The sequence below is a fragment of the Candidatus Methylacidiphilum fumarolicum genome, from assembly GCF_949774925.1.
Taxonomy (GTDB): Bacteria; Verrucomicrobiota; Verrucomicrobiia; order Methylacidiphilales; family Methylacidiphilaceae; genus Methylacidiphilum; species Methylacidiphilum fumarolicum.
In genome coordinates, this window is the sequence record NZ_OX458932.1 from 55,024 (window position 1) to 74,311 (window position 19,288).

The 19,288-nt window shown below is 46.3% G+C and carries 17 protein-coding genes, 1 tRNA gene, 1 pseudogene, 1 CRISPR repeat array and 1 riboswitch; of the genes and pseudogenes, 11 read left to right on the top strand and 8 right to left on the bottom strand.

Annotated features, from left to right (window positions below):
• Nucleotides 1–2: 2 nt before the first annotated feature.
• Nucleotides 3–1,097: a LuxE/PaaK family acyltransferase gene (locus QOL44_RS00250; RefSeq protein WP_009062020.1), complete on the bottom strand. Its 1,095-nt coding sequence runs from the start codon at nt 1,095–1,097 to the stop codon at nt 3–5.
• A gap of 66 nt (nt 1,098–1,163) precedes the next feature.
• Between QOL44_RS00250 and QOL44_RS00255 the strand changes: the two genes are divergently transcribed.
• The 3 genes from QOL44_RS00255 (at nt 1,164) to QOL44_RS00265 (ending at nt 2,640) form a co-directional block, all read left to right on the top strand.
• Nucleotides 1,164–1,406, top strand: a complete 243-nt coding sequence (locus tag QOL44_RS00255; protein ID WP_009062022.1) for a bactofilin family protein — start codon at nt 1,164–1,166, stop codon at nt 1,404–1,406.
• Nucleotides 1,406–2,170, top strand: a complete 765-nt coding sequence (locus tag QOL44_RS00260; RefSeq protein ID WP_009062024.1) for a Zn-finger protein — start codon at nt 1,406–1,408, stop codon at nt 2,168–2,170. Before QOL44_RS00255 ends, QOL44_RS00260 begins: the two co-directional genes overlap by 1 nt.
• Nucleotides 2,171–2,487: 317 nt before the next feature.
• A complete protein-coding gene (locus QOL44_RS00265) occupies nt 2,488–2,640 on the top strand; it encodes a small basic protein (protein ID WP_079199499.1) in 153 nt (50 codons plus the stop codon).
• 593 nt (nt 2,641–3,233) lie between these two features.
• Here QOL44_RS00265 and QOL44_RS00270 read toward each other — a convergent pair.
• Nucleotides 3,234–3,449 carry a DUF7689 domain-containing protein gene (locus tag QOL44_RS00270; protein WP_009062027.1) on the bottom strand — a complete coding sequence of 72 codons (216 nt, stop codon included), beginning with the start codon at nt 3,447–3,449 and terminating at the stop codon, nt 3,234–3,236.
• A gap of 238 nt (nt 3,450–3,687) precedes the next feature.
• Entirely contained in the window at nt 3,688–4,029 is a 342-nt protein-coding gene (locus QOL44_RS00275; protein WP_009062029.1) for a hypothetical protein, read from the bottom strand.
• 1,210 nt (nt 4,030–5,239) lie between these two features.
• Here QOL44_RS00275 and cas3g point away from each other — a divergent pair.
• From cas3g to csb2, 5 genes are read left to right on the top strand one after another with little or no spacing between them, the layout of a single operon-like run.
• A complete protein-coding gene (gene cas3g, locus QOL44_RS00280) occupies nt 5,240–7,735 on the top strand; it encodes a type I-G CRISPR-associated helicase/endonuclease Cas3g (protein WP_009062036.1) in 2,496 nt (831 codons plus the stop codon).
• Between the two features lie 2 nt (nt 7,736–7,737).
• A complete protein-coding gene (locus tag QOL44_RS00285) occupies nt 7,738–8,511 on the top strand; it encodes a hypothetical protein (RefSeq protein WP_134373196.1) in 774 nt (257 codons plus the stop codon).
• 12 nt (nt 8,512–8,523) lie between these two features.
• Nucleotides 8,524–9,291 carry a type I-G CRISPR-associated RAMP protein Csb1/Cas7g gene (gene cas7g, locus QOL44_RS00290; RefSeq protein ID WP_009062039.1) on the top strand — a complete coding sequence of 256 codons (768 nt, stop codon included), beginning with the start codon at nt 8,524–8,526 and terminating at the stop codon, nt 9,289–9,291.
• A 52-nt stretch (nt 9,292–9,343) separates the two neighbouring features.
• Nucleotides 9,344–9,631, top strand: coding sequence for a hypothetical protein (locus QOL44_RS00295; protein ID WP_134373198.1), 288 nt, complete (start codon nt 9,344–9,346; stop codon nt 9,629–9,631).
• A 19-nt stretch (nt 9,632–9,650) separates the two neighbouring features.
• Nucleotides 9,651–11,009, top strand: coding sequence for a type I-G CRISPR-associated protein Csb2 (gene csb2, locus QOL44_RS00300; protein WP_009062043.1), 1,359 nt, complete (start codon nt 9,651–9,653; stop codon nt 11,007–11,009).
• A 180-nt stretch (nt 11,010–11,189) separates the two neighbouring features.
• Nucleotides 11,190–11,510: a CRISPR direct-repeat array (repeat unit 35 nt; unit sequence GTTCCCTCAGCTGAAGAGCTGAGGCTTCGTTTAAG).
• A gap of 238 nt (nt 11,511–11,748) precedes the next feature.
• On the opposite strand, the gene QOL44_RS00305 is transcribed toward csb2, so the two are convergent.
• Together QOL44_RS00305 and QOL44_RS00310 are read right to left on the bottom strand one after the other, a co-directional pair.
• Nucleotides 11,749–12,108: a hypothetical protein gene (locus tag QOL44_RS00305; protein ID WP_134373201.1), complete on the bottom strand. Its 360-nt coding sequence runs from the start codon at nt 12,106–12,108 to the stop codon at nt 11,749–11,751.
• A gap of 85 nt (nt 12,109–12,193) precedes the next feature.
• Complete coding sequence (locus QOL44_RS00310; RefSeq protein ID WP_045086442.1) at nt 12,194–13,813, bottom strand: IS1634 family transposase; 1,620 nt, start codon at nt 13,811–13,813, stop codon at nt 12,194–12,196.
• A gap of 859 nt (nt 13,814–14,672) precedes the next feature.
• On the opposite strand from QOL44_RS00310, the pseudogene tnpA reads away from it, so the two are divergent.
• Nucleotides 14,673–15,033, top strand: a pseudogene (gene tnpA / locus QOL44_RS11405) (IS200/IS605 family transposase).
• A gap of 108 nt (nt 15,034–15,141) precedes the next feature.
• Here tnpA and QOL44_RS00315 read toward each other — a convergent pair.
• Together QOL44_RS00315 and QOL44_RS00320 are read right to left on the bottom strand one after the other, a co-directional pair.
• Complete coding sequence (locus QOL44_RS00315) at nt 15,142–16,035, bottom strand: ChaN family lipoprotein (RefSeq protein WP_009062055.1); 894 nt, start codon at nt 16,033–16,035, stop codon at nt 15,142–15,144.
• Nucleotides 16,036–16,070: 35 nt separating this feature from the next.
• Nucleotides 16,071–16,760 carry an HAD family hydrolase gene (locus QOL44_RS00320; RefSeq protein WP_009062057.1) on the bottom strand — a complete coding sequence of 230 codons (690 nt, stop codon included), beginning with the start codon at nt 16,758–16,760 and terminating at the stop codon, nt 16,071–16,073.
• Nucleotides 16,761–16,889: 129 nt separating this feature from the next.
• On the opposite strand from QOL44_RS00320, the gene QOL44_RS00325 reads away from it, so the two are divergent.
• The gene (locus QOL44_RS00325) at nt 16,890–18,047 is read left to right on the top strand and encodes a retropepsin-like aspartic protease (RefSeq protein WP_009062059.1); all 1,158 of its coding nucleotides are present in this window, start codon (nt 16,890–16,892) and stop codon (nt 18,045–18,047) included.
• A 5-nt stretch (nt 18,048–18,052) separates the two neighbouring features.
• Here the strand turns inward: QOL44_RS00325 and QOL44_RS00330 are convergent.
• Nucleotides 18,053–18,124, bottom strand: a tRNA-Lys gene (locus QOL44_RS00330).
• Between the two features lie 153 nt (nt 18,125–18,277).
• Between QOL44_RS00330 and folE2 the strand changes: the two genes are divergently transcribed.
• Nucleotides 18,278–19,078: a GTP cyclohydrolase FolE2 gene (gene folE2, locus QOL44_RS00335; RefSeq protein WP_045086437.1), complete on the top strand. Its 801-nt coding sequence runs from the start codon at nt 18,278–18,280 to the stop codon at nt 19,076–19,078.
• Between the two features lie 87 nt (nt 19,079–19,165).
• A riboswitch (TPP riboswitch) is annotated at nt 19,166–19,280 on the top strand.
• Nucleotides 19,281–19,288 lie beyond the last annotated feature (8 nt).

The window sequence follows — 19,288 nt, forward strand, 5'->3', positions numbered from 1 at the left end:
TGCTAGTGGTAGGTGTTTTCAATAAAAGCTATTTCTTCAATGCTTAAAGAACAACCCCTTGGAGGAGCATGATGAGATCTTCCTATAAGATAAAATCCTTCTTGAGTTTTTATGGCTAGATCGAGAGTTTGTATGCAAAGAACAGAATCGACATTAGCAAGGTCTATCCAACGGACCAATCCTTTTTGGCCAACTTGGCATTCTTTTTCTGTTCTAGGATCGATCACTAACACTTTGGCCCAAGGCGGGACTAAAAATGTTCCATCAGTGCCTTTGGAATAAGCCTGACTAGATAATTCCGTCATCCCATACTCGCTGAAGATACAGTCTAGTGTTATCCCAAAGTAGGAAGATAATTGCTTGTAAAATTCTTGTTTGTCGATCTCTTTATGCTTTCCTTTCATCCCTCCGGTTTCAAGGATAAAAGAGCCTTGAGGAAGCGATAAAGACTTAGGGTGTTTTTCCATGAGTAAAGCGAAGCTAAAAGCCGTTCCACATATTCCAACTTTTCTGCCGGCTGAAATGTCCAAATTGAGTTTTTGGATAAAGGGATCAATACACAATGTTTTGTTTTGAATCCAAAAATGGGATGGGAAAGGGTTTGATTCTGCCCAAAAAGAAAACATTGCAGAAAGGGAACTATGGGGATTTTCATTAGGAGACTCGGTTAGGAAATGAAGACATGCAGTATGGATGGGGACAGCCGCTTCGTGAGCTCCCTGCAAAGAGATAGCCTTATAGATCAAGGGATCTAAAAAATAATGTCTTCCTTGGATTCCAGAGGTGGTGCCACTGGTAAGGTAATAGCCTTTTGCCTGTTCAATAGTGTAACAAAAGATGGTTTCTTTTTTGAAAAGTTCTTGTGGAATGGCAGGAATTTCTTTCCAAGAAGAAAGGCGATTTGCAATAGTTTCCGTCAAAGTTCGATAGGGAGGGCAATGTTTTCTTTGAAAATCATATAGTCTAAAAGCTAATGATTCGAAATTTTGTGGATTTTCTCGAAGGCTTAATAATTGATGAATCCACCACTGCCTGTTAGCTGGATCTTGAAAAAAACTTCTTTGGCCTTCCATAGCTTTTTCTTTCCTTTTTATCATAGCGAAATAAACTACATTAAAATAGAGCGAGTTTAGAAAAAAATCCCTTTGTAGGGAGAGCATAAGATGCAGAACAAAGATGAGGTGACCATTTTGTCTCCATGTATTTCGCTGGAAGGAGAATTGTGGGTGAGGGATAAGGCGATTGTCAATTGTCATATTCAAGGGAAAATAAGAGTGGGAGGAAAATTAGAGATACTTTCTGAAGCGGTCATCGAAGGGGAAGTCTATGCGCAAGCCATTGAGATAGATTCGGGAGCTATAATAAATGGAAGAATAGTGATTGGTAAAAACAAGCAAAATAGTTAATGCAACCAAGCAGTTCCAAGCAATTAGATAGTAAAACACAACTTATTAGATGTCCTGCTTGTGGACATTCTCAAGTTGAATCCAGATGGGCTCTGTCGACTATTTGTAAGAAATGCTTTCATTACATTGGGCTTGCTACAAAAAAAAACTCCGTTCCATTTTTTCCTTCTGTTCCCTCCAAGACACGTGAAATTACTTGCCCTTACTGCCAAAACTCTCAAAAAATTTATGCTCAAGCCCTTTCTGTCGGTTGTGCTTTCTGTGGGGCCTATCTTTACGTGGAAAATCTTTGCCTAAAAGGAAAGATCAAAAGAAAAATATCGACTCTTGGAGATATTGATTTTGAGGCTGGATCTGAATATGCGGGAGCCACTGTTCAAGGAAGAAAAATAAGAATCAGGGGGATAATGCAATGTTCTTTTAAAGCCACAGAAGAAGTGGAATTTTGCTCGCAGAGTGTTGTAAAAGGGATAGTCGTCGCACCACGGGTAATTGTTAATCGATTTGCTTCTGCCAAAGTAAAAGAAGTGATTGCTTACGAGCTTACAGTTAAAGGGCAGCTTGAGTGTGAGACCATTATTGCCCGAGATTTTTTAAAAATTGAATCTTTCGGTATGATTACGACAAAAAAAATGTTAACCAATAGGCTTGTGGCTGAGCTTTTTTCACGGCTAGAAGCGGATTTCGAAACTTATTCGTTACTTGCTCGAGATATCCAGAAAAATGGAATAGAGCTCGGAGAAGAGAGGCTCTTTTTAACTTAAGTTTTTTTTAGTTAGCTAATTGGTAGTGCTAAGAATTTCACTTTTTCTTATCCCCGCCGATAGTCTCAGTAGAATTCTTCATAATCGGTCTCTCTTCGTGTAATTTCTTGACAAAAATTGATAGCCTAATTATGATAAGCTTTTTAATTAGGTATTTAACTGGGACTTCGTCTGAGATCAGAAATCTAAGAGTTTGAGAAGGGGGGGCGTGAAAAACGCGATAGTTTTTTGAGGAAGAGGGAAATCAAAAAGCAGGCCTTTCTTGATCAGACAAGAAGAAATTCTTTAATTTTAAAAACGTATAGTGGGAGGGTAAGATGTCTCAACATAGAAGCTACCGAAGTGGTTCCATGTTAGCCGCCAAAAGAAACGTGCTCAAAAGATATGAGCGAATTAATATTTTGAAAAAGCAAGGCAAATGGAAGGAGGGGGATAGGGTTCTTGGTCTCCCAAAGACCAAGCCAGTTTAAAGATTTCGATATTTAAAAAATAAATTTTCTCCCTCATGGCAGTCTAAGGGTGCCTGAAGGAGTCATGAAGAAATCATTTCCTCATTGGGCTTGTTAAACTCTCCTCTCTCCTGTTGTTCTGCTGCGTCCCAATTAGTGTCTGCTGACTTTAGAAAGGCTTTTGGATGCTATGCGTCGCAAGCCTATACGGCTGTAAGAGATAGGATAGGTTGTCATTAGTGCTTTTAAGGCAAGAGAGGAGAATTGTGGAATTAGAATTTTTCCTAAGAACAAAGCCATTTCCAAATGTTATATCTCTTAGCTACCTCCCAACAGGAGTTAAAATTGTTCTTTTTAACTCTGGAGTTTCAGCAATTAGGCATACGGAAACTTTTTCCTAAAAATTTTCCTAAAAATATACTTGGGGCTTGCTTACAGCTGAGCCAAATTCGTTATTTTCTCCTTGGTATTGTGCCAAGACGGCTCGTTTGCGGCGATGACTCCGAGATTGATAGTGAACACCAACTCAGTTGCCGCCCCTTTCGACGTAGGAGTGCAGCTTCACGAGATCAGTCGGTGGACAAAGGCCCCGAGCACTCAACGTTTTGCCTTTTCTAGAGAAGATGTTCGATTGCCTCGGCTATACAGGAGAATAACGGTCTACCATAGTCGCATCTAGTCATCTGATTGAGGTTGGCGTGCTGTATGTCTTTGAATTCCCCAAGTTTGCTTGTCAATGTTTCCTCCTCAAGCTGTCGGCCAGCATGTATGGATGATCCATCCTCTTGAGTATAAATCGCCAATTTCTCCCAATCTGGTTCGATATCCACAAGCTGGCATTCCTAGAATCCAAGCATCCGAAAAGCCTTAACGAATGCATCCAACGTCTCGCTCTTGGGTGCTCCCTAAGACCAGTAGTACAATCCGAATTTATCCGGCCACCACCAGCGCGGAGTATCTCCCACCACCTATGCGATGCAGTTATAGTCCTCCTTTGGTTGACTCGTGATGGCATAATATTCTTTCTTGCACCAAGCCGAAAGAACTAAAAGGTCAAGTACTCACTCATTAGCGAAGTCTACGTTGTACAGCCCATTCAAGCCAATCCAGAGTCATCTCACGCACGCGACCCTGATTGTCTGAGCGTATGGAATTTCCGCCCGTAATCGCCCGTAATGCCCAAAACCAGTGGTCTGGATGTCGTTCGAGTTCATCCAGTATATACAGTAGCATGCTTGGGCCCATGCCAATAATCTGCTGATAGGCAGGATGAAGCACCATGTCCCTGATCGAGGAAAGATGCCTGCATTCCTCGCTCCATCTGTCTGCCAATGCCAGAAACCGCGCGGTAGTCCAATCTGTTTCTGTCTGGATGGTAGATAAACCATCCGTTTTGGCCAGGAGAAACAAGAATCAGAATCAACTCTGACCCTTCCGATACATAAATTGTCAATTGATCACAAAGATCTAATACTAGAATCGCCTGTTATCAGTCCTCCAGTTCAAATAGATGACAGAGTTGATCAGTAATGCTAGCTTCGAAAGCTCTAATGATATTCTCATGTGCTTGCCTCACATGCTTGTTTACGATGTCGCTGTCAACATACATAAGTGAACAAAGTCATATAGGTTAAGCGCGAAAGCCTGAACAAACTTCGAGCAAGCTAGGAGCTAGCGCCGTGCCAAAATTGATAAACACCCTGTGATCCGCTTTCAAAACTTCCACTCGCACCAAAAAGAAGTCATGTGTCTTGCCGACCCTTTGTGGAAGATTCGGATAGATGGTGAAATAATCTTTTCTTCTTTGGTACCAGCACCTGATTGATGAACGCAGTCCAAGGAGGACCACATTCCTGGGCTGGGGCAGTTCTCGATACATACTCAGCGCCGGGTACACGTCCGGTTCCCACCCCTCAAAATACGGAAAAGGGAAAATTGATTCATGACCATAAGGTTCTGCGTCAATTGGATTAATCGTCCGTTTCCGTTTTTTTTGGAAAGTCACTGTTGATACGCTTCTAAAACGAATAAGGAACGATCTCGTCCCAGGAGAAACCAGTGAAGTATATTTCGTAGAGCCTCACGATCACTGGGGGGGAGGCGGTATCTTCGATCAGCAATCACGCAGGCCGACCCGGCATCAGCAAAGTTGCGTGGCTCTTTCACGCTCATGAATCATCTCTTTTCGTATCGAAAAGCGTGCCACCTCTCCCTTCTAAACCCTTGATGGCACAGCGTTTTACACCGCAAGCGAGCATGGTCAGGCGTAATTTGCACCTTGCGACTGGCAATTTCTAGTGGCTCTAGCACCCTTCGTTTCGAGGAATATCAGGGGGGATAGCATCCCCTGGACTTTCCTTAACCACCTCCTTGCTAGCAAAGTCTGTTGAGGAGCTCGTCCAAACAAAACTAATAGACGCCAGGTGCCAAACCCATTAAAAGGGCAGATACGTACTGTGGCATCCTCGCCTGCTGTAGAGGCAACCACAGTGTGGCAAAAGCATATTTTATAGCAAATACTTTTGACATGCTTGGATGTTCCCTGATATGCTATTGGATTGATAAAGGCAAAACAACACTCTCTTTTCTAATCTAGAGTCTTATGAATAACTCCTAAGCGATGAAAGATTTCACTAGCCAGTTCTGCCACTTGACCGGCCATGAACCCTATTACTGGCAGATCCGTCTTTACGAAAAGCTTGTCACCGGCGAATGGGAGGGCTTGCGAAGAATCGTTTTGCCGACCGGGACAGGGAAAACCTCGCTCATTCCATGCTACTTGCTTGCGCTAGCCAATTCTCCCATCCGGCTTCCGCGTAGACTTGTATGGATCGTGAATCGACGTGTTGTGGTCGATCAGGCTAGCGACGACGCAAGATGTTTGACAGAAAAACTTGACAAGCCGGAGTTGGAAGAAGTGAGACGACAGCTGGTAATGCTCTCTGGAGGGCGATGGCCGAAACAGCCTGTTGCGGTGAGCACCCTGCGAGGGCAGCTCGCCGACAACCGGGAGTGGTATTTGGATCCATCCCGTCCGGCCATCATCGTTGGCACGGTGGACATGCTGGGAAGCCGCCTTATCTTCCGAGGTTACGGCTGTGGTCCATGGCGGCGTGCCCATCATGCTGGTCTTCTTGGATTTGATTCTCTGATTGTGCTAGACGAAGCCCATCTTGAGCCCGCGTTCGACGCACTGCTCGATACAATCGAGACCTTGCGTACTGAATCCGAGATTTGCGGACTTGCGCCCTCCCACTGGATTCGGATGAGCGCCACCCAGCGCAATTCGGAGAACGCCTTCCGCCTCGAAGAGGATGACAAACAAGATCCAGTGTTGAGTAAAAAACTCAAGCGGGCGAAGCGGCTCACATTTGTCAAAGCCAAATCCAATTTGGCTGCGGAATTGAAGGATCAAGCGATTAAGCTAGGGAAAAAATATCCTGGCTCACGCATCGTTGTATTTGCCAAGAGCCCGGAAGATGCCGCCAAGGCAGCCAAGCTAATCCGAAAGGAAAGCAAATGCGAGGTTAGCCTGCTCACCGGAGAGATCCGGGGTTGGGAACGAGACCGAATGACCGATAGTGACACCAACTATCGGCGCTTCACAAGGCCGGATCGTCACGAAATCGGTTCCTCGGCTTACCTAGTGGCGACAAGCGCCGGAGAAGTGGGAGCTGATCTCTATGCCGATCATGGCGTTTGCGATGCGACGACCGCCGAATCGATGCTGCAACGCTTCGGTCGGATTGGTAGGTCAGGCGTCGATGAGGAGGCCTTAATAGTCATCGTCATTAGTACAAAAGATGAAAAGGACGAGCGCATATCCAAAACCCTGGAGTATTTGCAAGACACCATTGCCTGTAACGCCTGCCTGGAACGCATTGCCCAAACTCCTCCCCCTGATGAAACCTTCCGGGAGCCACCGAGCCTCCTGATCCTGGACCGCATCATTCTCGATGCCCTGGCAGCGACGTCTGTCCAATTGCCAAAACGGTTGATCAATCTGGATGAGTACCTGCACGGCATCGAGCCTGAGAGAGCTCCGGAATGCCATGTCGCATGGAGAGCTGATGTTCCGTTATTGGCAGAGGCTAGCCCAGAAAAGATCGAGGAGATCTTGGATTTCTACCCGGTAGAGCCTCGGGAGCTGCTACGGACAACGGTTGATCGCCTGCGCAAGGCTATCGGAGGAGCGAAACCTGAGCTCAAATGCATCGTGCAATACCTGGTGGGAGCGGTAGAGGTTATGAACATCGCAGATCTGTTGAGAACCAACCTACGGGGGGCGATGATCCTGTTGCCCGTCGAGGCGGGTGGCTTCGACGAAGAGATTGGTTGTCTCGTCTATGACGGCGGGGACAAGACATCCAATGCAATACTGGATGTGGCCGATAATGATGAGAGTGAGAAACGGCGACGTTACTTGATCCAGGAAGATTCAGATGGCTTTTTTGTATCGATACGTCTTGGACAAGAGGAAAAGGTTGGTGCCGACTCGCTGGAGGAGTTTTATCGAAAGATTGGGGCGGCTCGAGCCAAACGGAAAGTTGTGCGCCTTTCGCCCGAAGATGATGTATCCCAACAATTGCTGGCATATATCGTTTGGGCTGACAAGACTGACGCCAGCGAAAAAAACGGAGCGACGACCATTCTATTGTCCGAGCACCAGGATCGCGTCGCCAAGGAATGCGAGCGCGTCGCGAAGGCATTGGGGTTAGATGATGCACTGATTGAAATGATGCAGCGCTGCGGCCTCAGGCATGATGACGGAAAAAAGGATGAGCGATGGCAAAAGGCGGCCGGAAACTCAAGCGAGAAGTCTGTGGCGAAATTTCTTACGCAGCATGGGAAACTGCCTTTCGGCTTCCGCCATGAGTTATATTCAGTATCCGATGCAATGTCGGATCTGGAAGCGCATATAATAGCCGCTCACCATGGATGGTCTAGACCGAATTTCCCCTCTGCTGCGGTGGAATTCAACCCGAAACGGGCAGCAGAAGCCGACGCTCGATTTGCAAGGTTGCAGTCCAAATATGGCCATTGGGGTTTAGCCTACCTCGAAAGCATCCTGCGGGCAGCAGATGCCCTAGTTTCCATGGAGGAACAGCAAGCATGAACATGGAAAAGTCAATTGTTGGGATTGATCCAAACAATCCTGGACATGCCTGGGCTTGTTGCGGTCTTGCCGAGCTTTGTGGGCGCATCGAGCCAGAATCCCTCTTTAGATTTGAGCTAGATGAGAAAGACTCGAGATTCGTGACAAACGGGCCTCTGGATGAGGCATTGCGGCGCCTTCTTTCTGACGAGACAAGAGTGCAACGCGTAGCCAAGAAAAATGAAAAAAGGAAAAAGGAAGAATCTGGCGAGAACGAAGACGAGAGCAAGGACGATCCAATTCTACTTCATATTCCCGGCTTAGAGCCGCTTCGGCTGGATTGGTGGCTCAAGTGGTCTGAGAAGGGGGAACTGAAACCTTTTGCTCCGATGAAACTCTGGGCCGGACAGAGAGACGGCTTGGAGATCTTTAATGGTATACTGCGCGAATGCCGGAGCCAAAGAAACGAGAATTGGCTGAAATGGAAAGGTGACAATCCAGCCCTTGGCGTGGATCCATCCATAGCCTGGACGACGCGATCCACTGGACATTCCATTGTGCCTCATGGCAATAAACCGGGAATCGAGCTTTTGGCGTCGATTGGTCTACTGTGGTCCAAACTGTCGACGAGCTATCAGGACTGGCGTGGCAGATACATGCTTTGGACTAGACCGCTGCCATTGCCATCCGCTCGGCTAGCGATGGTTAGACTACTGGAGGTAGAAGGAAAACGCTACTGGCATGAGATCGAGTGGCGCGGATCAAACAAAAACTGGAAATACGCTAGAGAGGAATAGAAAGGAGGACAAATGAATGCATCAAATGTGCGAAACGTCAGTGTGGAAGAGATGGAGAATTGGATCACGGACGAGAACGTGATAGCTGTGGTCGTTGAGGAGCAGTTGGAGCCGGCGGGTGGCTGGCGTTTCCCGGTCAAGCCGCCGACTTTCGGCGCTCTTGATGAAGAAGAAACAACACCCCCTTACTGCATAGACGAACTGCCGGATGGCCACAATGTGTGCATACTGGATACTCCCGCGAGCGCAAACAATCGCCGGGAGCCGATTTTCTTGCGCGAAGAGTTTAAGGATCTTGTTCCGAAAATTCAGATTATCATTAACGAAAAGAAGAAGAGCCTTCTTGAGCTTCCTCACCGTGCCGCCGACGTAATGATAAAGTGCAGCAAAGGGCACAGCAAAATAGCTGAGGCATTAAGTAAATACTTGAATGGGAATGCTTGGCCGTTAGCTGAAATAGCTCCAACGACGCTTGTTTTCGGTGCGTGGGATTCCAGGGGGGAAAACAGTAACTTGAAAATTTCGGGCGTTTTGCGATCATGCACCCTGGCATATGACGTTAAGCCGATTCACATGCCTTTCCAGTATGTTCCACCAGTTGATTACAAGAGCGAGATTTTCGGAGCAGATAAACCACAGAAGAAACTGAGTGAGATGGGGTTCGATGGCGCCCTTGGCGTTGGGTGGGGGGGGCGTAATGATTGGTGGTGGAATATGCATGCAAACCGAAGTAAACCTTTGCGCTTTGCGGGCATTTGGCACTCCAGGGGAAGACGGTAAGCTTAATGTTGAGAAGACAAACCAGCTACGCCGATACATACTCGGCTTGAGCATGATCGCAGCGACGGCGAGAATTTGCCTCTGGCTGCGTCAAGGCTGCAATCTGAGAAGGCTTTCATCCACAACGTACTTGGTGACCGAACAGGCAAGAGAACCGATTGTGGTGCCAAGCACAGAGGCATTGGTCGAGTGGACGAAGCGATACTTGCCATCTCAACCGCTTAAGGAAGAGACCTTTGTATTCGAAACAGAAATGGCCAAACAATTCGTCGAAAAGAGCAATGAGAAGAAAAAGAAAAAGGCAGACGAATCCACGGCTCTGGAAGAGCTCAATATCTGAGGGATAAAAGGGATCCATCATGATGGCAAGTGGTTCTCACACAGAGACAAAAACATTGTGTATATCCGTGAACTTCATTCACGGTTGCTACAACGGCATTGAATGGCCTCCCAGTCCAGCAAAATTTTTTTGTGCTCTTGTGGCCGGAAACCGTACTGGCTGCCGCAAACTCGAGTGGGGAGAGGAGGAGAAAGCCGCGATCCGGTGGCTGGAAAGACTGGATCCACCAGAGATTCTCGTGCCTCCATACAGGATAGGCACGCCATACATACAATACGGGGTGAACAACGATGAAAAGCAGGGAAAAGTTGAGAAATGGAAATATCCACACCGTATCCAGGAGCCGTTGCATTTTCTATGGCGGTTCCCAAGCGGAGAGGAGGAGATGGCAAGAATCATATGCCGGATGAGTCGGCGGATCATCGCTCTGGGGCACGGTTCTGATTCGGTATGGGTCTCGGGAAAAATCCTGGAAGATGATGCTCGTCCTCCAGGCGATGCATATAAGCCAGCCATGAGAGGTGAGCGCATAAAAGTGCCATTTCCAGGCTATTACGATCTCTTGGAGCGGAGATGGCGTAACGGTATCAGTAACGTTCGCTCCTCGCCTTCCGAGGAGCGCTACGTGCTATACTCTTGGAGCAATCCAAAGCCGTGGAAGTGGCGAGTTTTCCTACTTACGTCGCCAACAAGCGGGACCATCCTATCGTTTCCCTGGTCGAGCGCGAGCATTATTGCAGCTTGGGTGCGGCATGCGGCAGGCGAGGCATTGGGCAAGCTCCGTGATCCGGCATGGATCAAACGTGTAGTGATGGGTCACTGCGAAATAAGCGAAATCCGGCATCGTTGGGCGTACGTTCCGTTGCCCTCCGTGCATCCGAAGCATGGCGATGGACTCATACGCCACGTTGCAGTGCTTGTACCCGATAACGAAAACACGGATATTGTGGACGTATTGGACGGCTGCTGCTTAACGAATACCGGAGGCGAGATGATGGCTGTGTTAGAGGCGGAACATAAATTATCGCCGATGTATGGAGGTAAATCTAAGGTGTGGCGAACCGTTACGCCGGTTGTTTTTCCGGGGCATTGGCAGCGGCGAGGTCGAAATAGGGAAGGTCGTTTACACACAATGTTGGCGGCGATGTTATCTGAGGCAGGCATTGAGGAGAATAGCGTAGAGCAATGCCAGGTGCGGCGAGAGCCATTTTTCAAGGGTTGCGAGTTGGCCCAACAAGCCAAGGCTCCACAACATCTTCTCGCTTTACCGCGAATGCATTTGGAATTAGTTTTAAAAGAAGAGGTTCAGGGGCCTATGCTCCTTGGCTTGGGACGCTTTGCTGGACTAGGTTGTTTGGCTGGTGTTAATGTTCTTTGAGAACCGTTGGGTTTGCGAGCGCTTCGATGCTCATCGAGGGTAGCAGTCGTGCTCGAACATTGCGTGACAATGAGTTGTGAAAAATTATATGTGGTTATGGCAGAAGCGATATGTAGGTGGTGACACACGCTCGCAAATGTGCAAATTGTGTGTTGAGTATCAATTGGTTGCAAGGCGGCAGTTCCCTCAGCTGAAGAGCTGAGGCTTCGTTTAAGCTCCTGTCATTGAATTTTATGGTTATCAGTTCTAATCGTTCCCTCAGCTGAAGAGCTGAGGCTTCGTTTAAGCTTGCCATGACTGACTTCCATGCCAGGCCTAAAATCAGTTCCCTCAGCTGAAGAGCTGAGGCTTCGTTTAAGGTTTTCTGCCATGCTGGAAGGAATACCACCTGGATGGTTCCCTCAGCTGAAGAGCTGAGGCTTCGTTTAAGGATTGGCCAATGTGTGGCCAGGAAGGAGGAAAGATGGTTCCCTCAGCTGAAGAGCTGAGGCTTCATTGGAACTCATGATGACTTGTGAGCCGGTTGGTAATAGCCGGCTCATTTGTTTTGTCAGCTTTTCAAAAGCTCACCCTAGAGAAATTTTTACAGGCCCACCATATTTGGAAAAAGGAAAAAAATAGAGCACTAAGCGCCAGGATGCTCTATAACTCGATTCTTTAACCTGCTAGCTATTGATGATGACACTCGCCAAGTCGTATAATTCGATTTTAACGAATCTTCCAGATATCATGAGTCTAGTCACACCACGTTCGCAACATCTTCTAGCTTTACCGTGAATGCATTTGGAATTAGTTTTAAAAGGAGATGTTCGGTGGCCCATACTTCTTCGCTTGGGACACTTTGTTGGACTAGGTTGTATGCCACCCTTGGTCCAGGATCGATTTGTTCATCCGGCTCTTCGCCTGCCCTTTCTTTCCTGGATTTTCTCTCTTCTACTTGGCTGACCGGGTTATGTTTTTGATCGGCAAATCCTCTATAAGCCCCACCGCGTGGGCTTTGCTGATGGTTTTGGAAGCTTTCTTCAAAAAATTTCGAAGACCATTCACGATATGCCCCTGAAGGCGCTGAACTCTGACCTTCTGTTTCTTCCAGTTTCACAAAAACCATTTCTTCTGCTAGCCCATCTTCCGCAACGTTGCGTCATAAATGATTGCAACAGAACGAAATAGATTTTTCGTTCTGCCTACATTGCCCACTTGGGCGGAGAAGCGAAGAGGGAGAGTAGATCGATCTTTTGAAGCAAGGCATTCAACTCGGGAGGAATCTGAGAAAAGAGTCCGATCAGCGGTTGTCCTTTTAGGGAGAGTTTGACCAAGCGGATCGTCTGAAGACGCCGAAGCACCTTGGGCACCTCTTCGGTAAAGCCCTTGGCCATCCATTCGACTCCGAGCCGCGCACTCATCCAGAAGGCCAGGAAGCAGATCCTTACATGGTTGCGGACCCGGTCCGGTCGCCAGTGATAGACGGGACGGACTTCCAGGTAGCTCTTGAGCTCCGAGAAAGCGGCTTCGACCACAGCTAGCTGCTTATAGTGGGTGAGCACCGCCTGGCCCGAAGCCTTGGTCGCCGGGAGATTGGTCTCCAAGAGATACCAGCCGTCAGTCGCCTCTTCTTCCTTGACCCGCTCCTGATCCAGTTTCCACCAGAACCGGCCGCTTGCGTCGACGCCGTACTGGAAGTATTTGTGCGCTTGAAGCCTCTGCAGCGCTCGGCCAACCCGGCTGCCGAGATTCACGGGATTCACCTGCCGGCGTGCCGCCTTCGTGATCTGGCGGAGCACCTCTTCTGCTTGGGCAATGCGGCTTTGCCGCCGTTCGCGGTCCCGCTGAGCCCGCCACTCTCCTCCCGCAATGACATAGCGCACTCCCTCCTGTTCAATCTCCAGTACCCGCGTCCGGTCCGTTAGCCAAAGCTGCCGGTCTTCAGGCAGACGACTGAGAATCTCCTGAAGCTTGGCCCGAGTCGACCGGGTCACGTACTCAAGCTCCATGCCAGTCAGGATCTCCAAGTTCCAACAACTCCTCATCCCCCCGTTGAAGACGAAGGTCGCCTCTTGGATCCCAAACCTCCGTCTGAGCGTGACCAAGAGCCCCGTCAAGGTCGTGCGGTCCGCCCGATTCCCTCTCAGCACTTCCACATGGAACGGAATCCCCCGACCATCCGTAGCCACCGCAAGAAGAACTTGGCGCCGATCCTGCCGGTGATCCCGACTATAGCCATATTGCGCTAGTCCCTCAGGGCCCTCCCCTTCGAAGTAAACACTTGATAGATCGTAGAGCACCAGGCTCGCCCCCTGCGGCTGACTCCCTTGGTAAAGCTTCTTCTCAATCCCACTCCAACAGCCGTTTAACTCATCCATCGCCCGGTAGAGCTCGTCTTCATCCAGATCCTTCTCTTCGAGCCCACAAGCCTTGGCCAGAAGAGTCCCCCGCGCTTCCTCCCGAAGGACCAGCTTCGAGGAAGGAAAGAGAATCCGGCCAAAGATCATTGCCTTCAAAAGCCTTCGTTTCCGCTCCGAGCCAACACGGGCAAAGACTTCATCGAGGCCAAAGCGACCCCAGGCTTCTTCGAGAACGGCCAATCCTCCGTAATCAAGTGCCTCCTGGACTTCGAGCCCCTCTACAGGAACAAGACGCTTCTTTTGCAAGGCCGCCGCCAGCACTTCCCGAGCTTCTTCCGGCAATCGGGTCACGTTGGCAATCCGGCGTGTCTTCACCTGCTTCCCCACCCGGTAGGACTCTCGGACAATATAGGATCGATAGATCTTCCCTTTGTGGCGGGTGCGGACCTCCTGCAAGTACATGCCTACCTAACTAACATATTTTCTACACGATGCCAACATAATAATAAAAGAAAAATAAATTATTGAGGCCTACACAAATATACATAAGTCATTGATACATCAACAAAATGGTCAAAAACTTGCGGAAGATGGGCTAGAGTTTTCGCATTTCCCAAGCCAGTTCCTTTTCATCCCGCCGGAACCATCCCGGTGCCTAGGCAAACGAGTCGTCCGACAACGCAAAAAAATGTACCATTCCCCGCTCGCTCCCCACAGCCGACGTTGATGGGTAGAAAAGCTTCGGCCCTTCTATCTCCGTCTGGAAAGAGAACTATCAGTACCCATTCTGTCATGTTCCATAGCTTTCCGAACGTCCCCTCGATGGTGCGAGACTGGCAGAACTTCTTCCCCCCACCCGATTTTGGGCTGGTAAACATTCGGCAAGCCATACCGTCCCTCCGCGTCATTGGTCGACAGCTCGAGCTGGATCTTTTTGGGTCCCTAGAGTGCAGTCTCGCCCCGTACCAGTCCTTTTTCTTGAATACCGGGGAACGTGCTGGGTTGGACTCGTCAAACGCCATCCGGAATGTCCGATCCAAAAACTTGAGCGTCCATTGTAAAGGGGACACAGAGGCGTTGGATAAACAGGATATTCCTTACTGAATCTCTAGAGTGTTAGGAGTCAGGCAAGCTCATAATACAAGAGAGATGGGTAGTCTGCCACTAGCCCTCTCTTTTGCAAGACCAGTGCTTTGATCCAGCCCCACTACACTCATCAGCCGGTAACGGGGCAAGGGCGCAGGTCTTATTCTGTGATGGGGATCCAAACGGAATCGAAATGACTTGAGAATTTTCAATTTTTTTAGTCTCTACTTGGTCTATGACAAAGTCAAACGAAAGCCCTCCAGATCGACACATTGAGTATATAATCTTTTAGTCCATTTGGTCTTTGTTCCTCAATATCGGTGCGGAATGTTCCCCAAAGAGATTTTGGAAGAGCTGCGCAAGTTTATGAACTTTGTCTCTCAAGATTTTGAATCCGAATGGTTGGAATGTGATGGGGAGAAGACCTCGGGCCCATTTTGGGGATCTATCCACCCAAAGGGACTATATCCATGCTGGTGATGAGTCTTAAAAAGGCGTCTCCAGCGGCCTGATTCGAAAGAAATTCTCTTGGCAGATTCGCCGAAAGCTCTTAGGACGGCCTCTGATCCCCAAATTATTTCGTCGGGAGCTGTTGAGGCGCTCCTCTGTCCTTTATCCGAGAGTATATCAAAAGTCAGAGAACACCAGAATGACGCTCTTTCTCCTCTCCTTTCTGGGAAAGGTTTGCAGCGTGTTTTATCTGATTAAAACGCTAAGACTTCAAAATAATCGGCTACGGTGGAGGGAATAAAAGAAAAGCTCTGGTGATCTAACACTAATTGTTTACTTATTTGCTTTTCTCTTTTAGAGAGATGTAGGGGCTCTTTTGAACCAAAGAGGAGGATTCTTTGAGCAAAAGGCTGTGTCAATTGGGGAATGCCAAGACCATAACGGACGTGGATCTCTCCTGTAACGACACAGATGGTTCTTTGAGAACCAAGAGGAGAATTTAAAAAGCTTAGGATGTGCTTTGCCATAGAACTTTCCCTTAGTCTTTGTGCTTCTATAGCCAAGGCAATCCTTTTTTTATCCATAAAAGCATGGACCGAAAGATAGGGGGTTAAAAATCTCCTATATAACGGTGTTATGGTGGCCAATGGGAACTCGGCTTTTTCTTTTTTTGTTATGGAGTTATAGCCCTTCCTTGCTACGTTTGAAACAATAGAATGAGGCGTGTCTATACCGATCAAGGGGATGTGATGTTTTTGAGCAAAAAGGCAAAGTGGTTTGTAATCCAAGTAGTTAGGCCATTTCTTTTTCCATTGAATGGCTTCTGAAAATTGTTTGAAAGAAAGCTGACCATTTATAAACTGGTCGATTATCTTTTGGTCTTTGGCTTCGAGGGATTCCAATGCCAAAGCCAGAGGAATGTGTCTGTTGTATAGAAGTTTTAAAAGTTCAAATTGGGCTTTATGATGGCTATGAAGCGTGTGTACTTCGCCCAAATAGATAATTCGAGCCTTGGAAAGATCTTCTAGTAGTTCTTTTTGACTTACAATTGCTCCACTCTTTAGATCTATCCAGATTCCCTCTGCGGCATTCCCAATGCGATAAAAGCTTAAGAAAAGAATAAATAGAATTATTAATATTTTTTTCACAAGGATGAATGAAACAAAAAGATGGTTGTCTCCTTCTATTGCTGAGAGACAGCATTAAAAAGAACATCGATTGTTTCTAAAGACAATTCTTTCCAGCTAGAAATTACTAGGTCTGCATTTTCTAAGTTGTTTTTAGGTCTTGTAGTGGTCAAAGCGATCACTTTCATACCAGCCTTTTTTGCAGATTCAACTCCTGCAGGGGCATCTTCGAACACTACGCAGCAGCTGGGCACATAGCCCAATTTTTTAGCTGTTACTAGATAAGGAGCAGGATGTGGTTTGCCTTCCCTGACGTCTTCAGCGCCTACTATAACGGAAAAATACTCTTTGATTCCTAATTTTTCTAACACGAAGAAGATGTTGGTTTTTGTTGTCGAAGAACAAATAGCCATGGGAATATGTTTCTGTTTTAAACAATCCAGAAACTCTTTGAGTCCATCAATAAGACAAAGGCCTTCTTCCTGTACAATTTTTTTATAAAGTTCTTCCTTTCTCTTTGAAAGTTGCATAATTTCTTCGGGATTTTGAGTCCAGCCAAGAAACTCGGAAATGATTTTTTCATTTTTCATTCCGAATGTTTTGTTCATAAAATCTTGTTCCACTTCTTTGTGTTGTTCGGCTGCAAGCATGCGCCAACTTTGTTCATGCTGTTTGACTGAATCGACAATGACGCCGTCCCAATCAAAAAGAGCAGCCCACTGATAGGTATCATGGTCTTTTTTCATATAAAACTACCCGGCCTTAAAGCGTATCGATCGAAAAGATCGATTTTGCATGCAAAGAACAATAAGAAAGAGCTTTATCGTCCCAATAGCAATACATTTTCAAGAAAGGTTTTATTTTCCTGGAAGGTTATGACAAAGGTAGGGATTGTTATTCTTCTTTTCAAGATTTCCTTCTCTCAAAATTCCTTTTGTAAAAACCTGCGAGTAAATCAAGAACAATATAAGTCTTTAGCCAGCAAAAAAGAGCTTCTAAAGGCTTATAAAGCCCGAGGATTTTTAGCTCTTTATCGAAATCGGAATAGTGAAGCCAGAAAATTTTTTCAAATGTGTTATTCCCTCTCTCCAGAGGATGCAAAGCTTTGTGAACTTTTGGCCATAGCCTCTCTTCGGGAAAACGATAGAAGGGGAGTAATCTTCTGGATGTACCAAGCCCATTTGAACGATCTGGCCCGTTTTTATTTGACGATAAAGCAGCCTTTTGAGTGTTCGAATCCTTTTCAAAATGCAACCTGTCCAATGCTTAGCACCTCTTATCCAGTCGTTCCCATAGAAATTGACGGCCATTTTTTTGCTTTTCTTATCGATACAGGAGCTTCGACATCTATTGTGGATAAACAAGTGGCAGAAGCTCTTGGACTAAAAGAACGGGGTGCATCGGAATTGGTTTTAAGCAATGGAGAAAGGATTCAGGGAGCTTTGAGTACTCTCCCCATTTTACGCATTGGTTCTTTGGCAATTAAAAATGTTCCGGTAATACTCATTGAAAAGCTAAAGCCACTTTCCTTTGATGCTAAGAATTGCTTTCATGGGGTATTAGGAACAGATTTGCTTTCAAGATTCAATATACTCATTGATTATCAAACAAAGAAGATTGTCATTTCAAAAAAAGCTATGGAGCTAGAGGCTGCCTTTCTTTCTGGGTCAAAATTATTGGCTGAAATTCCTTTTTTGTTTAGCCCTCAAGGACTTCTGCTAGTAAAAGGAAGCATGCAGTCGAAGGAAATTTTTTTTATTTATGACACTGGGTCTGGAGGGTATCCATTGGAATTTAATCAAAAATATAGGAATATATTTTTTGGGTTTTCAGGAACTGCTAGAAGCTCATTGAGGTTTGGACCAGTAGCAATCAAGAAAATAAGCGAAACTTTTACTCAACTTCCATCGGATCTAGAAGAAAGAGAAGAAATACCTATAGGCGGCATAATTGGAAATAGGCTCTTTTCTAGATACAAGGTGCTATTGAATTTCCAAAAAATGGTTTTGCAGCTATATGACCAGAAGAACTAAACTTGTGGGCAGACAGGGATTCGAACCCTGAACCAAGTGCTTAAAAGGCACCTGCTCTACCGTTGAGCTATCTGCCCTCGGGAATTAAGAATGTATTTTTTTTTAGTGATTTGTCTAAAAAAAATTGTCCAAAAATAAGGACATTTTCAATCTTTCTGTTCGAATAAAAATAGTATTGCCTTGTCTATCTAAAAAGTATACTTTTCCAAATGCCTAACGTTTCTACTCTTATGAAAAATTCCTTATCTGCTTCTTTAGCTGATTGTCAAAGCCAACAGGATCATAGAAAAATCAAAATACACCGAGTAGGAGTTAAAGGTCTGAGGTATCCTATAGAAGTACGCGACAAAAATTTCGAAAGCCAACATACAGTGGCTACCGTATCCCTTCTTGTGGATCTTCCGCATCATTTTAAGGGCACACACATGAGCAGATTTGTGGAGGTGCTCAATGCGCATGGTCGGATGGTACATGTCTGTAATGTTTTTTCGATCGTCCATGAACTCCAGAAGAAATTACATGCGGAAACTGCCCATGTAATCATGGAATTTCCTTATTTCATTGAAAAAAATGCTCCAGTGACTGGTTCAAAAGGCCTTGTCGATTATCAGGTAAGATTTGAAGCAGCGGCCTATCTTGATGAGACGGATTTTGTTATGTGGGTTACTGTGCCTGTGACCACATTGTGTCCTTGTTCAAAAGCAATAAGCGATCGGGGAGCTCATAACCAAAGAGGGTATGTGTCGGTAGCCATAAGATTTGTCCAAACGATCTGGATTGAAGACATCATTGAGCTTGTTGAAGCCTCGGCCAGTAGTCCGATTTATTCTCTTCTTAAAAGACCCGATGAAAAGTATGTTACCGAATTGGCTTTCGATAATCCTGTATTTGTAGAAGACTTAGTGAGGAATGTGGCTCTTAGGCTCAATGCCAATCAAGATATACTCTGGTACCGCGTAGAAGCCGAGAATATGGAAAGCATTCATAATCATGCTGCTTATGCTTGTGTGGAAAAAGAGCTAGAAACTTAAAAAAAGAAGAATTAACTGACTATACCAAAAAAGATAATCATAGAGGAATAGCAGTTGATAAATAGGCTTTTTTTAGTTATAAGTATTAAGTGATCCATGGGGAGCCTAATGGCTGAGAGGTTCTTCTCTAATGATTGAGGAGAACGACCCTATGAACCTGATCCGGATAATGCCGGCGGAGGGAAAGGATATGCACTGTTCTTATGCTCT